Annotated in this window: 15 protein-coding genes and 1 tRNA gene; 5 read left to right on the plus strand and 11 right to left on the minus strand. The window is 42.7% G+C overall.

Features of this window, described 5'->3' with window-relative positions; translation table 11 throughout:
- A partial coding sequence (locus tag ACXJGZ_RS02405) for a CGP-CTERM sorting domain-containing protein (protein WP_456398222.1) occupies positions 1-216 on the plus strand: 216 nt, incomplete at its 5' end.
- A gap of 26 nt (positions 217-242) precedes the next feature.
- Here the strand turns inward: ACXJGZ_RS02405 and ACXJGZ_RS02410 are convergent.
- The 8 genes from ACXJGZ_RS02410 to ACXJGZ_RS02445 form a co-directional block, all read right to left on the minus strand.
- The gene (locus ACXJGZ_RS02410; protein ID WP_456398224.1) at positions 243-2,153 is read right to left on the minus strand and encodes a helicase C-terminal domain-containing protein; all 1,911 of its coding nucleotides are present in this window, start codon (positions 2,151-2,153) and stop codon (positions 243-245) included.
- Positions 2,154-2,398: 245 nt separating this feature from the next.
- The gene (locus ACXJGZ_RS02415) at positions 2,399-3,748 is read right to left on the minus strand and encodes an FAD-dependent oxidoreductase (RefSeq protein WP_456320739.1); all 1,350 of its coding nucleotides are present in this window, start codon (positions 3,746-3,748) and stop codon (positions 2,399-2,401) included.
- Positions 3,749-3,784: 36 nt separating this feature from the next.
- Positions 3,785-4,936, minus strand: coding sequence for an NAD(P)/FAD-dependent oxidoreductase (locus ACXJGZ_RS02420; RefSeq protein WP_293254207.1), 1,152 nt, complete (start codon positions 4,934-4,936; stop codon positions 3,785-3,787).
- Positions 4,926-5,207 (minus strand): (2Fe-2S)-binding protein, encoded by a 282-nt coding sequence (locus tag ACXJGZ_RS02425; protein ID WP_456320740.1) that lies wholly within the window; start codon positions 5,205-5,207, stop codon positions 4,926-4,928. The genes ACXJGZ_RS02420 and ACXJGZ_RS02425 overlap by 11 nt, the downstream gene beginning before the upstream one ends.
- Positions 5,204-5,710, minus strand: a complete 507-nt coding sequence (locus ACXJGZ_RS02430; protein WP_456320741.1) for a 4Fe-4S binding protein — start codon at positions 5,708-5,710, stop codon at positions 5,204-5,206. Before ACXJGZ_RS02430 ends, ACXJGZ_RS02425 begins: the two co-directional genes overlap by 4 nt.
- A complete protein-coding gene (locus ACXJGZ_RS02435) occupies positions 5,703-7,151 on the minus strand; it encodes an FAD-dependent oxidoreductase (protein WP_456398223.1) in 1,449 nt (482 codons plus the stop codon). The genes ACXJGZ_RS02430 and ACXJGZ_RS02435 overlap by 8 nt, the downstream gene beginning before the upstream one ends.
- Positions 7,152-7,273: 122 nt before the next feature.
- The gene (locus ACXJGZ_RS02440; protein ID WP_456326878.1) at positions 7,274-8,890 is read right to left on the minus strand and encodes a sodium/proline symporter; all 1,617 of its coding nucleotides are present in this window, start codon (positions 8,888-8,890) and stop codon (positions 7,274-7,276) included.
- Entirely contained in the window at positions 8,887-9,066 is a 180-nt protein-coding gene (locus ACXJGZ_RS02445) for a hypothetical protein (protein ID WP_293254202.1), read from the minus strand. The genes ACXJGZ_RS02440 and ACXJGZ_RS02445 overlap by 4 nt, the downstream gene beginning before the upstream one ends.
- Before the next feature lie 190 nt (positions 9,067-9,256).
- On the opposite strand from ACXJGZ_RS02445, the gene ACXJGZ_RS02450 reads away from it, so the two are divergent.
- Positions 9,257-9,697 carry a hypothetical protein gene (locus ACXJGZ_RS02450; protein WP_293254201.1) on the plus strand — a complete coding sequence of 147 codons (441 nt, stop codon included), beginning with the start codon at positions 9,257-9,259 and terminating at the stop codon, positions 9,695-9,697.
- On the opposite strand, the gene ACXJGZ_RS02455 is transcribed toward ACXJGZ_RS02450, so the two are convergent.
- A complete protein-coding gene (locus ACXJGZ_RS02455) occupies positions 9,690-10,853 on the minus strand; it encodes an OBG GTPase family GTP-binding protein (protein ID WP_456320744.1) in 1,164 nt (387 codons plus the stop codon). The two genes, ACXJGZ_RS02450 and ACXJGZ_RS02455, sit on opposite strands and share 8 nt — an antisense overlap.
- Positions 10,854-10,958: 105 nt before the next feature.
- On the opposite strand from ACXJGZ_RS02455, the gene ACXJGZ_RS02460 reads away from it, so the two are divergent.
- On the plus strand, positions 10,959-11,411 hold the full coding sequence (locus ACXJGZ_RS02460; RefSeq protein WP_456320745.1) for an Lrp/AsnC family transcriptional regulator: 453 nt from the start codon (positions 10,959-10,961) through the stop codon (positions 11,409-11,411).
- Here ACXJGZ_RS02460 and ACXJGZ_RS02465 read toward each other — a convergent pair.
- Entirely contained in the window at positions 11,392-12,231 is an 840-nt protein-coding gene (locus tag ACXJGZ_RS02465; RefSeq protein WP_293255318.1) for a hypothetical protein, read from the minus strand. The genes ACXJGZ_RS02460 and ACXJGZ_RS02465 overlap by 20 nt on opposite strands.
- Before the next feature lie 68 nt (positions 12,232-12,299).
- On the opposite strand from ACXJGZ_RS02465, the gene ACXJGZ_RS02470 reads away from it, so the two are divergent.
- Complete coding sequence (locus tag ACXJGZ_RS02470) at positions 12,300-12,521, plus strand: LSm family protein (RefSeq protein WP_456320746.1); 222 nt, start codon at positions 12,300-12,302, stop codon at positions 12,519-12,521.
- Between the two features lie 8 nt (positions 12,522-12,529).
- Here the strand turns inward: ACXJGZ_RS02470 and ACXJGZ_RS02475 are convergent.
- Positions 12,530-12,616: transfer RNA gene (locus tag ACXJGZ_RS02475), tRNA-Ser, on the minus strand.
- A 537-nt stretch (positions 12,617-13,153) separates the two neighbouring features.
- Here ACXJGZ_RS02475 and ACXJGZ_RS02480 point away from each other — a divergent pair.
- Positions 13,154-13,465: a GYD domain-containing protein gene (locus tag ACXJGZ_RS02480; RefSeq protein WP_456320750.1), complete on the plus strand. Its 312-nt coding sequence runs from the start codon at positions 13,154-13,156 to the stop codon at positions 13,463-13,465.
- Positions 13,466-13,862: the final 397 nt, after the last annotated feature.

Genomic DNA, 13,862 nt, shown 5'->3' on the forward strand with positions numbered 1-13,862 from the left:
CCAGCAACCACAACTACAAGTACAAGTACAACAACAAGCACTACAACAACGTCAACAACCACAACATCAACAACGAGCACAACAACATCAACCACGACAACAACGAGCACCAGCTCGATAACTACACCAACTTCGAGTGCTCAAGGGGGAACATGCGGACCGGCCACAATAGTTGCACTGGCATTAATTCCCCTTCTCATGAGGAGGAGAAAATGATCTCCTCCTTTTTATTTAAAAACTCATCATTTATAGAATCTCCTGAGGTACGATTTCATTTTCTCGAAATCTACAATCCGCATTGAGTCGACCATCCAATCGGGCAGATCCCTCTTTATGTTGCTCCAGTATGCCCTGTAATCGAGGATTAAAACAACACCTCTATCCTCTTCGCTTCTATGAACCCTTCCCGCCGCTTGAGCCAGCCTCCTGTGAGCCGGGAGGTAGTAACCATAGTATCTCCCCTTCCTTTGGAATTTGTTCTCAAAATATCTCACCTGGGCTTCCACTCTAGGGGTTGGTCTTGAGTAAGGTATTCCTACCAAAATTGCCCCGTTCATCTCATCCCCCATATAATCCTGCCCTTCGCTGTTTCTTCCTCCCATAACTCCCAGCAAAACGCCTCCCTCTCCTCTGGAAGCATTTTTAAACGCTTTAACGAGGATATCATTTTCCTTTGAGGTTGCTCCCTTCTTTTCGATGAAAACCTTCTTTCCCACTTCTTCCTGGATTCTAAGGGGGAGATTTACGGAAATGAGTCCTTCCAGAACCTCATAGGAAGCCGTGAAAACTCCAACGTTCTTTGGAATGAGCTTTGAAGCTTCCACAATGTATTCAGCCATTCTCTTGTAGAGATCCATCCCGCGCTCGGCCCCTCTCGTGGAGACATCCTTCGCAACCATCACAAGGGCATTCTCCCTCTTAACCATGCGGGGAAACTTCTTGAGCATGACATTTTCAATACCCATAACATCTTTGAATGCCTCCATGGGGGAGAGCGTTCCGGACATGAAAATACATGAATGAACCTCTTTCACAAAGTCAAGCGCTTTCGAGGGGTCAAGAGCCACAAGCTCAAGTGAAAAGTATCCATTTTCTCTCTTCATTAAAAAGAGGTAGTCCTCCCTGTCCACCATTGCAAGCCAGTTCAGAAGAAACTCTCCAACCCTTCCAACGTACGAGCGGGGAGGTTTGTTCCTTTCGATTTTATCCTCCCTGATGGCATCTCCCACTTCAACCATCTGATTCAGGAATTTTAAGAGAATCCTAGAGTTGATGTTTAGCGTTTCGAAGAGATGTATGAATATATCAGCTGGACTTATGGGGATTTCCTCCACTTTATAAGCTTCAGCCTTCTCCTGAAACAGCTTCTCGAGACCTTTCGAGAATATGCTGAGGAAGTTCGCTATCTCATGCTCATTGTATTCATCCGCCTCTTTTATGGCCCGTGCCACACTGAAAATGCTCAACCTATCGCTCAATGCATTTATGGCTTGGTCGGGCAGATTGTGAGCTTCATCAAATATTAGGATTAGATCGGAGTAATCAAAATCAAAATACTTCATGAAATTCTCCCTAATTGAAGGGCTCAGCATGTAGAGGTAGCTGGCAACTATAACGTCAGAGCCGAAGGCTATTTTGCGCGTGAGCTCATAGGGACAGAATTCGAGCATCTCCGAGTACCTTAAAATCTCGCCTGGCTCTGAGGGGTTCTCCAGGAAGTAGTTTGCTATCTCATCGAATTCCTCCTTTTTTTTCTTTACATTCTCAAAGAACTCACATTTTTTGAGCTTCCTTAAATTCCTGCACACTATCATTGCATTGTAGGCATCGGGGGCGAAGTTTTGAATGTATTGATGAAGGCACAAGTCTTTTCTGCTTCTGAATTCCACGCCGCTGACCGGATTCGCGTTATTTATCGCTTTGAGTTCTTCTATGACGCGATCCATCTGTTTATGTGTTCTTGCGAGGTAGATTACCTTATACCCCTGCTCCTTTGCATAGGGAAGAACACCCGCCAGCACACTGATTGTCTTTCCAAATCCTGTAGGTGCTTCTATTATGGCATTTTTCCCTTCCCTAACGGCTTCTTCAACTATTCTGATGAATTCTTCCTGATGTGGACGAAGTTCGCTGTATGGAAAGTACTCACTCATAAGCATCATCAAAACTTCGAGGGAGGAGGTTTATATGGATATCGGAGGTGCTGTTAGGATAAGTGTGGGTGTGGGTTTACCCTCTTTGCGGGCATTATCATACCTCTTATCCTGACGGTATGGATATCGGAAAAGGAAATGATACTGTCGGGATAATTGTGGTGTGCTTGGCAATAGTGTACCTCTTTACAGGCTTTATCACAAATTCTGTCAGTATAATGAGAATGCGAAGGAAATAAGGGGAATTAAAGATAAATTTTCTTCAAAGCATCTTCTGCAGCTTTTAGTGTGGCTGGAGCCGTAGGAGCAGGAGTTAACATGGGGTGGGTGCCTATCTGAAGGTTGATATATTTGGATGCGGTGTAGCCACTTTCGATTGCAAAACCCACCAAGTTTATCATCTCCCCTATAGTATCCCCACCAGCCAGCTGTCCTCCTAAGAAAAAGCCTCCCTGTTTTGTAAAGATGAGCTTCGCAAAGACTTTGTTTGAGTCAGGCAGGGATGCAGGATGTTTATCAAACACTTCACTCCTTCCAATCACATATTCGAAGCCCTCTTTTTTAGCACTTCTTTCAATTAATCCTGCTGCCCCTAAAGACAGGTTTCCAACTTTCGTAGCGAATATACCAAGAGTTCCCTTAAATTGTTTGAATGCTTTTATTTGATATAGATTTGCTCCAGCTATCCTAGCTTCTGTAGTTGCAACGGAGGCAAGCATTGCTGGTTTTGGCTTTCTTGTGAAAAAGTCCCTTTTCTCTGCACAATCTCCTACGGCAAAGACATCTGGATGAGAAGTGCGCATATATTCATCGATTTCTATGCCATATTTGGTCACTTTCAATCCACTCTTTTCTGCAAGCTCTGTATTTGGCCTGACTCCAGTGGATACAATAACTAAATCTGTATCTAGCTTTTCCCCTGTAGATAAGAGAACTCCATTAACGGAGTCCTCACCGGTTATTTCTACAACCTTTGTGTTTGTATATACGTTGACACCGATATTCTTTAGTTCGGCTTCTGCTAACTCACAAAATTCATCATCAAATGATGCATAGAGTACGTGAGGGAGCATCTCTACAATTGCAACTTCTTTATCCAGCTTTCTAAGTTCATCTGCAAATTCAATCCCTATAAATCCTCCACCGATTATTACAATTTTTTCACTTTCTTCAATCCTCTCTTGAAGATTTTTCAAGTATTCAGCATCTTTGTATATATAGAAGACATTTTTCAAATTTATGCCTTTAATGGGCGGTTTTAATGGCGTTGACCCTGTAGCGAGAACGAGCTTTTCAAAGGCAATTTTTCCATGCATCTTACTTTCTGCCATTTTTTCTTTTAGGTCAATGTCAAGTATTTCATCAACCAGTATATCTATCCCATTCTTTGTTAGGATATCATCTGAAATACGATCTTTCTCCACGCTTCTCAATGTCCCAAATATGTAGGGTATGCCGCAAGGAACGAGAACTGTTTTCTCTTTTCTTACAACGATAATGTCCTTATCGGGATAATTTTGTTTTGCCGTCAAAGCGGTAACTATACCCGCAGCGCCACCTCCAATTATAAGAACATCTGTCTTTATCATCACCATCACCCCTTTTTAATAAAAAGGACAAATTGAGCCTTTTCACCCCATCTGAATGGCTTTACCTCTAAGCTCTCCACGCTCGAAACGGTATGGGTCATAGAACCAGAGTGGTTTTTTAGTTTTTCCATTTACGATTAGCTCTGCCATCATCTCCCCAACTACTGGGGCAAGCATGAATCCATGCCCACTGAAGCCTGCTGCAATGTAATACTCGTTTATTTCATTAATCTTACCAATGGCTGCATTTCCATCGGGAGTTTCCGCATAGTAACCTCCCCAAATCCTTATAACATTAACATATTTTAGGGAGGGGATTATTTGCGTAAAGCGATAGCTTACTCCACGGAGGAATTCGTATGTTGGAGTAATGTCATACGTGGGGCCGTATTTGAGTCCATATCCACCTATTATTCCTCCTTGCTCTGCCTCTTGGGTTAGATAAACTCCATCGTGTTTGAAGGATATTACCATGGGTTCAATCTGACCGGGTTTTATTGGCTCGGTCTTCACACTCTGATGTTTATAGGGTTCAATTGGTATGTCTATACCGAGTTTAGCATTGAGGAGCTTTGCCCAAGCATTTGCTGCATTGATAACTCTTCTTGTTTTGATCTCCCCTTTGTCTGTGATGACGCTCTTGATTTCACTATTTTCAACTTTTATATCCTCCGCTTTGGTGTACTCATAAATCTCAACACCAAGCTTTTTTGCTGCATTGGCGTAAGCGAAAACGGCTTTGAATGGATTAGCCTTTCCATCCGTGTGATTCCAGGCAGCTCCTATAATACCCTCTGTATTCAGTGGAGGAACGAGCTCTTTAGCATCCTCGGGACTTATGATTCTTGAAGGTACACCAAACTTGTTTTGCAGTGCCACGTTCTTTTTAAAGCTCTCTAACTCTTCCTCATCATAGAGAAGGAAGAGATACCCTGTTTGGCGGAATTCTACATCCATTCCAAGTTCCTCTTTAAGTCCGCTCCACAGCTCTACGGAACGCTTCATCATTTGAATGTTTGCTTCATCACCAAACTGCTGTCTTATCCCACTGCCGCATCTAAATGTTGACCCATTACCTAAATATCCTTTTTCAAGGACAACAATATCTTCCTCTCCCATCTTTGCTAAATTGTAAGCTATGGCAAGTCCTATGATTCCACCACCAATTATTACGGTCTTAGCCTCACTCTTCATTGTTCATCGCCCCCGCTAAAACCCCCATAGGGACAGGTCTTGTAGGAACTCTCGTGGCTGGAACAGGTATTTCTTCGATCTTTTTTCCTGTTTTTCTAGCTATAATCCGCATTACAAGAGGAATGCATGTTCTTCCCTGGCAGGGACCCATTCCAATCCTTGTAAGCCTTTTTATCTCTTCGATGTCAGTGATGCCTTGATCTATTAGATCCTCTATCTCTTTCTGGGTTACATCATTACAGCGGCAGATTATTATGTCTTTTTCACTCATTCTCTCACCACCTTCACTGCTCTGACATCCCATGCAAGCTCTATGGGCATTTCAACGGTTATTATAGGTGTATCCCCCTTGCTCTTTTCTCTCGGAACTACTGTGATAACTTTGCCTTTCCCAACTTCTTCACCGACTCTGTTTAAGAGCACTACTTCCTCACCCACAGAGGGTATAGGAAGAAGCTCATGGGGCATTGTAACTCTTGCCTTATTTCCCTTATAATACACCATGAAGAATGCCAAGCCGGGGCAGATTTGGACGCACAGAGAACAGCCAATGCACTTGTCATAATTAACCCTTGGAATGTCATTTACATTTTCCATGATAACAGCATCTGTCGGGCATATTTCTCTGCAGGGTGCACATGGTATTTCTTGCGGACATTCCGGGATAGCTACAGGCTTTTTTCTTAATCTCTCTTCACTTGGAAGTTCAATTATCTTCTTGAGCTCTTCTATCTCTATGTAGCCCTTTCTGAGGTATTCAGGGATTTCACTCATTTATCTCACCCACCATAACCTTCTTTATACCCTCTAAAACATGCTTTCCAAAGGGACCGCTTCTGAATTCAGTTAATTCTTTCTGGGTTTTCTCTATTTCTTTTAACCAAGATATGTTTGATTTGCCCGAATATAATGCCGCAGAAATTCCGGCTATTTTACCTTCCAGCATTGCTGTGGTGGCTTCTTCAATGCCTGCGGCATCCCCTGCCACGAAAATGCCTTTAATGGTAGTTTCCATGCGTGCATCTCTTCTAACTACGTGACCGCTTAATTCTCTGACGTAAGCTATTTGACATCCGGCTTGGTGCAAAAGTTCTATGCTAGGTCTTAGACCTACTGCCAGTGCAATCACATCCACATCAAAAACTTTCTCGGTTCCGGGGATTGGTTTCCAATTTTCATCCAATTGTGCAACGATAGCCCTTTCGACCTTTTCTTTCCCCTCTGCCCTTAATATTGTGTGTCTTGTCAGGATGGGTATCCCCAAGCGTCTAACCTTCGCTGCATGTACAAAATATCCTCCAACCTTGGGCATTGCCTCGATAATAGCTTTAACTTCGACACCTGCCTGAAGGAGTTGGTAAGCTAAAATTAACCCAACATTTCCTGCTCCCACTATAAGCACTCTATCGGCGGGTTTCACTCCGTAGGTGTTCATGAGGGTTTGTATTGCTCCTGCTCCGTAGATACCGGGGAGGTCATTATTCTCAAAAGGAATCATTTTTTCCATAGCACCCGTAGCCACGACTATAGCCTTTCCCCAAAATTCAACTAATTCCTTATTCTTTCTAATCGCCACAACTAATTTTCTATCATTTTCTTGGAAGATCCCGATAGCTGAAGTTTCGGTATAAAGCTCAATATTCTCGTTTTTTTCAGCTTGTTCTATTAATATCTCGGCGATTTTAACCCCCCTGACTCCTGCAAACTGTTCTCTTTTTCCAAAGAATTTATGGGTTTGTTTTACAAGCTGTCCTCCAAGCATTGGATTTTCGTCTATTAAAACAACTTTAGCACCTGCTTTTGCAGCATTAATTGCCGCCATTAGTCCAGCAGGGCCTCCCCCAATTATCACTACGTCTCCTTCAACTTTAATGGCATCTTTCCATTGAGGTGGTTTAACAGTTTTTGGAATTTCTTCCTTTCCTTGTTGCCTTTCTATCCTCATACCATCTTCAACTAATGTAATGCAAGAGCGCACATTTGGAATTCCATTCACTTTAACTAGACATGATGAGCACTTTCCAATTGCGCAGAAGAGACCTCTCGGCCTGTGTTTTTCTCCGCTGTAGCTGAGCACTCTAATTCCGGCTGCATGAAGAGCCATTGCTATTGTTTCGCCTTCATAAGCATCTAAGGGTTGCCCTTCAAAATAAATTTTTATCTTTTTACCCCTTCTTTTTTGGAAGTTTAGAATGGGATGTTCATTCAAGCGCATAATATTTCACCCATGTAAATTTTCATGCTTATACTCCGGAGCATAATTTATATGCCCTTCTTCGGATAAAACTTGCATTTCATAAAGATGCTTTTGAATAAAGAGATAAAAAACGAAAAAATTCAAGCCAAACTCTTGGCTTTAACAAACTCGGCAACGTTTTCAAACTGGCTCTTTGCCCTTGTTTCCATGATAGTCTTTCCGCTGCTCTGTATTGGGACCTTCTTAAAGATATTCTCGTGTGTTTTGACTATCTCTTCAGGTGGCTTTGTGAGCAGGCTGACGATTATGATGACGAATAAAGTCACGAAGAAGTTGATGAAAAACACTGGAATATCCTGGAACCATCCTCCTATAGTTCCAAAGATTCCTGGAGCATCCTTTGTGAATGCCCATCCATAAATCTTAGCCTCTAAGAGTACCTCTGAGAGTAGTCCATATGCCATTCCTACTATTCCACCTTCCTTTGTTACGCGTTTCCACCAGAGGCTCAGCGTAAGTATGGGACCAAATCCCACTGCAAGTCCACCCCAAGCGGTTGCGACCATTTGGTAGACTACCTTGCTTCCGGTGAGAGCACTGTAGAGGGCAAAGATTGCTACACCAAGAACGACCAATCTACCGATGTTAACCATTTGCTTCTTTCCGAGCTCTTTTCCTAGAACTTTGTGATAGACGTCTCTTGTTATTGCGGAGGAAGCTACAAGAAGCTGCGAGTCTGCGGTACTCATGACGGCCGAAATTATACCGGCTATAACAAATCCTGCAATCCATGAGGGCATCAATTCCACAGCCATTGCAGGGATAACTCTCTCGGGGTCGCTGACCGTTAATATTCCCGCTTTAGCCATTGCAAAGCCAAGGAATCCGGCGAAGAAAGCACCCCATAAGACTATTATTGTCCAAGTACCGCTTATAAAGATTCCGGGCCTTCTAAGCTTTCTTGGATCCTCAACACTCATGTACCTAGTAACTATGTGCGGCTGCCCTAAATAACCTACAATCCAGGATGCGTATCCTATAGCAAATATCAAAGCCGCTATTCCAGCCGCTCCTCCAAAGGGATGTAGATGGCTTGGCTCGACTTGGCTCATTATTTCGGTTGCTCTCCCTAACCCTCCAATTTTTGAGAGTGCCAGCAGCGGCATTATGATCAAAGTCAGGAGCATAAAGCCTGCCTGCACGACATCCGTCCAAACGACGGCAAAGAATCCTCCTGTAATAACGTAAGCTGTCAGTATGATAACTGTTATAAGTATTCCTGTATTGACGCTTATCCCAAAGCCTTCCGCAAATGTTTTCCCACCGGCTGCGAACTGAGCCGCCACGTATGCACTCATGAATATAAGTATGATCAATGCTCCTAGGATTCTTATAAGCTTTGTATCGTCCTTGAGTCTTGCTTCTAGGTAGTCAGGTACGGTAATTGCCCTGAATTTACCTGCATAAATTCTGAGTCTTGGCCCTATTAAAACATAGTCCGCTAGGGTTCCAAAGAGACATCCTATTGCAGCCCAAAAAGCTCCGAGACCCGCTTTAAATGCTGCACCGGGATATCCCAGCATCAACCAGCCGCTAAAATCGCTAGCTTTATCACTCAATGTTGCTGCCAGAACGTGTACCTTTCTTCCACCGACGAAGTACTGATCCTCTGTCTTGGTATACTTATTGGCCCACCAACCGATGTAAGCAAGGATACCCAAATAAATCAAAAACCCAAGTGCAATCCCCGCGTTCATGCCTTACCCTCCTTTTTGAGAGCTTCCATTAGGTCTTCGTCGTATGCCAAAATCTCATCATCCACATAGTACTCCTTTCCCGTTATTTTGTCCCAGTAGCCGTAAAGCAACATCGTTAAAATCCCCAAAAGAGTAGGTATTATCAATGTTGCCCAAGCTGCGCCGCTAAGACCCATATTCTACCACCTCCAGACAGAGATGTTGAGCAATGCTCAACATATTTCATTTCTGTAATTTTACATATATAACTTTATCGCCGCAAAATATTTCAAATAGAGGGATGTATACTTGATATATGTTTCAATGAATACAATTTCATGCATAATGTTTTAAATTATAATGAAGCTATCTAGAGGAGGTGGTCAAATGTTGAAGGTTAAAGTCATGAGACCAATCTTCAAACCCGAAGTACCAGCCACATTTGTGTTATATCCGTACCATTTGTTCCACATGAGGTTGTTTTACAAACGTTTAGGAAGACCTGACAAAGTATTTGACTATTTTGCTTATGTTGATTTGTATCGCTTCGGTGTGGAGAGGGGTGATGGAATCATAGATATTTATGAATGGACCGTGAGGGAAGACCAAGTTATGGATCCCCTAGTAAGCGATGAAGAGGCTAGGCAGAAGGCTATCGAGAGCGCATTTGAATGGGGCAATTTAAGGATAATATCATGGTGGACTCCCAGGATTGAAATCCTCAGGGAAGAGAAGGCGTACAAGGTCTTCTGGATTTTTGAAGAGGAGGAGAAGTATGTAATGGACAGTTTAACTGGGGATAAATTTAAAATTGAGGATCTCATCTGATATGAAACTCCACTATGTCTCCATCTTCCAAAACGTGCTCCGCCCCCACCCTTTGTCCTGGGAATTTAACGCTCTTCCCCCAGACCCTCGCATATTTAAAGTTCTTCGCAAAGTCTTTATGCACTTTCTTTGCGACCTCGATAACGGTGGAGCCTTTTTTCATGGGTATTGGTGGATACGCGGGATCTTCTCCCGGTGATTTTGTAAACACTCTTATGACCCCTGCTATTTCATAAAGTGCCTCTTTAAGCTCCTCTAATTTTATCCTCTTCTTTGCGGAAACTGGAATTATTTTAAACCGCTCCCCATATTCCCTGAGAAGTCTCTCATAGCTCTCCCTGCTCCCCGGAGCGTCTCCTTTATTTGCTATAATTATCGCCTTTTTCCAGACGAGGCTATTATCAAGGGCATCTGAGAAATCTTCAAGGGTCACAGGTTCTTTAACCGTGATTTCGGCGCTGTGTATCTTTTCTTCTCTAAGCATTCTCATGACGTCTCTTATATCTCCTTTTATGTTCTCCTGTCCGTTGATTATGATGCCCCCCATGGAGGTTCTCTTTATCTCTATTCTCGGCTTTCTCTTGTTTACCTTGATACCCGCCCTCTCAAACTCCTTCATGAGAATTTCCATCTGTTTTGTGGGATCATTTGAGAGATCCACAACAATGGCTATTGCGTCGGCATTTCTTATGACGCTTAAAAGCTGCGTGCCCATACCTTTTCCAAGTGCCGCTCCTTCAACAAGTCCCGGAACCTCCACCAGCTGGATTTGAACGTCTTTATGATGCATCATTCCGGGGATTGGCTCAACTGTGGTGAAGGGATAATCAGCCACATCTATATCCGCATTTGTGAGGGTTTTCAGGAGTGAGGATTTGCCCACGTTGGGTAAGCCCGCCAGGACAATCTGGGCAGCACCTTCCTTTCTAACACTGAAAGAATAGCCTCCCCCTTTTCTTTGCGCTTGCTGCTTTTCGAGTTCCTTCCTAAGCTCGGAAAGCTTGCGCTTGATTTGAAGCCTGAGCTTCTCGGTTCCCTTATGCTTTGGAACCGTCGCATACATTTTCTCAAGTGCCCTAATCTTCTCAGGGATGGTTCTAGCTTTTTGATACTCTTCTTCAGCTTTCAGGTACTCGATGGTAACGTTGGTGGGCATTCTCTCACCTCTAAACCTCTTAACCTGATGCCTTTTTATAAATCTATGGTAATCACCTTGCGCCAAATTTATAAAGTATGCCGAAAAATTTTAGACGGTGATGTTATGAGAGCGAGCCTTGATGAAGTGGATAAGAAGATATTGGCGATTCTTCAGAGAAACAGCAGAACTCCGCTTAGGGAAATTTCTAAACGAGTTGGACTTGCTGAATCCACGATTTACGAGAGGATAAAGAAGCTTAAGGATAATGGGGTCATACAAAAGTTCACGGTAATCTTAAATCCCGAGTCCCTCGGCTTTACGATGCTATCCTTTATTCTAATAAAATCAAAGGCGGGTATGTATACCCGGGTTGCTAAGGAAATTATGAAATATCCGGAAATAGTGGAAATCTATGAGACAACGGGAAACTATGACATGGTTGTGAAGATTAGAACGAGAAACAGCGATGAGCTCAATGTCTTCCTTGATAGGGTTGGAGAGGTGGAGGGGGTAGTGGCTACCCACACAATGGTGGTCTTGAAGGTGCATAAGGAAACTACAGAGCTCCCCCTTTAACCTTCCTGATTTTTCCTGCTTTTATATCTATGTAGCCCTCTTTCTCGAGTTGCCTTAAAATATTCTCCATTGCTTTCTTGCCTGCTATGTTTATGACCAGAAGCCCTTTTTCGCTCGATATTTCAATAGGGGACGAAGTCAAAAAGCTTTCTATTATAACGTCTTTTTGAATCTTCTCGTGCTGTTCCAAAATGCTCAGGACTTCCCTTGAAACTATGGATTTTGAAAGCAGGGCAAAGTACGCTCTCAAGACCTTTCTCTCATCGAAATATTTTGCGGCAATGTTCAAGGCAGCATTGATTTTGGTGAGCTCCATCTCTTTAATTTCCACAACATATTGAGGCACGAGATCGATAAAAGCGAACTGTTTAGCGACTTTCTCAATGGCTTCAGGTTCCTGAACGAGCTCATAGGGTATCTTAAACTGCAGCTTAAGTTTTGTAACATCCATGCCCTCTTTGAGTTTTACACACCCTTCTCCATCAATATCGATCGCTTCATTTCTCATTAACTGATCCAAAACATCTCCAATCCAGTATCCCTCAGTCAGAAGATCCTCTATCTTTTTGCCTTCCTTCAAATGCTCCAGGGCATGGAGAAACTGCTCCTTAAATGTGGTGAATCCCTGAAAGATCATCCCCTTCTGTTCACCTTCAATCCTGTTAATTGTTTCCCCGATTTCCTCGAATGTTCCTTCGATTACATATCCTATGAAGCTTTCATATCCGAGCTCCTCTCTAACGTCATGGCGTATCCCATTAGCCCTAAGTTCCTCAAGAAATGCCCTCCTCGTGGATTCATCCTTTACAGCAAACCTCATTTTTTCACCCGTGCAGAATATACAAAAAGCATTTATATCTTTTGGGATTATCTCAGAGGGGTGGAATAATGGGCGAGGAAAAGCCGTTCCTGGCAGATGAGATACTAAAAGACTGGCTCAACAGAAAGGTCGTGGTTTCTATAAATGGAGACCAGCTCTTCAGCGGTGTTTTAAAGAATTTTGATGATGAAGTTATAATTTTGGAAAATGTGACTGATTTTACAGGTAATAAAGGAAAAGCTCTACTGGTTAAGATAGATGAGGTTCACTGGATAATGCTTTTAGAATAGCTCGGCAATGGCGCCGGGGCAGGGATTTGAACCCTGGTGGGCGAACGCCCAGTGGATCTCGAGTCCACCGCCTTCCCGAGCTAGGCTACCCCGGCACCCCCAATCACCAATTCTAACAATTTCAAGGCTCGATTCAAGATTCAAAGCCACCTCAAGGAGCCTCTCCACCAAACGGCTCACATTAGCGAACCTCTGCCTTGCAAGTGTTCACACCTGTCTACGTATGGTTAAGTTCACGTGGATTCTCTCGTCTCCAAGCACTCCATCCGCCGATTCCTCGCCTCTCTCACCATACGTATTCATGCAGACATATACGTATCACCAACAACAACTTATGAACTTTACGGTTAAATACCCCATACTGTCAGGGTAACAAATCCCCTTTGCATTGGAATATATCAAAAATTTTATTCTAAACAACAAAATAAAAGTTGTTATATATAAAATTTTGTGCATAAAACTTGCATATTACTCAAGCAAAATCTTTATATAAAATAAGTGAGATTTCCAATTAAAAGTTCTACAAGAGGAGGGGAGTATAAGGTAGTGGAGCATAGCAATGCAGGTATTTCTCCTCTTCTAGGTGCTCCCGCTGAGACAGTAAAAATGTAAATGATATTGGAGGTGTTGGAATGCCGATGTATCTCGTAACCCATAAGTGGACAGACGCAGAAGCTTTAGGTGCCATTAAAGAGGCTGCTAAATTCTTTGAGCGGTTATCTGAACTACCTGAAGGAATAGAATTTCTAGCCAGTTACAACTTTAACCTTGGAAGTTATACCTTATGGAGAGCAACAAGTAGAGAAAAACTCGAGAAACTGTTGGAAAGCGCTCCAATTTTCAAGAAGAATGCCGAAATAGTAGAGATTGTGCAGAGCTACCCGCCTACGGTGGAATACACCGTGAGAATGTGGAAGATGATTATTAGTATGGGTGAAAAGTGAAGGCTGGTTTTTCCCTTAACATTTTGTTTTCATGCCTTTGCATTTATGATACTTTGGGATATGAGTGTAATTTTAGTTTCTTTTACTGGCATTATCAAAGCATTCTCTACTCCAACAGCATGTACATTTATAAACTCCCAGCAAAATTTAAATGTTATAAGAAACAAGAGAGCGTTGAGTGAGGTATCATGAAAAGAAAATCATATCGCCTCTTGAAGGGCCTCTTTAGGATTAATGCGGGCATTGCATTAGTGAGGATTTGGTCTTTGGATAAAGTCTATCCAAGAAAAACAAATGTACATTTATTTGATGCAATACGAAAAGTGAAGCAGAAAAATAGAACTTGAGTATCGATTTTATAGTCCTCCAATGGGGGAATTTTTGACTTTTCTCTTTT

It is taken from the genome of Palaeococcus sp. (in: euryarchaeotes) (assembly GCF_053987695.1).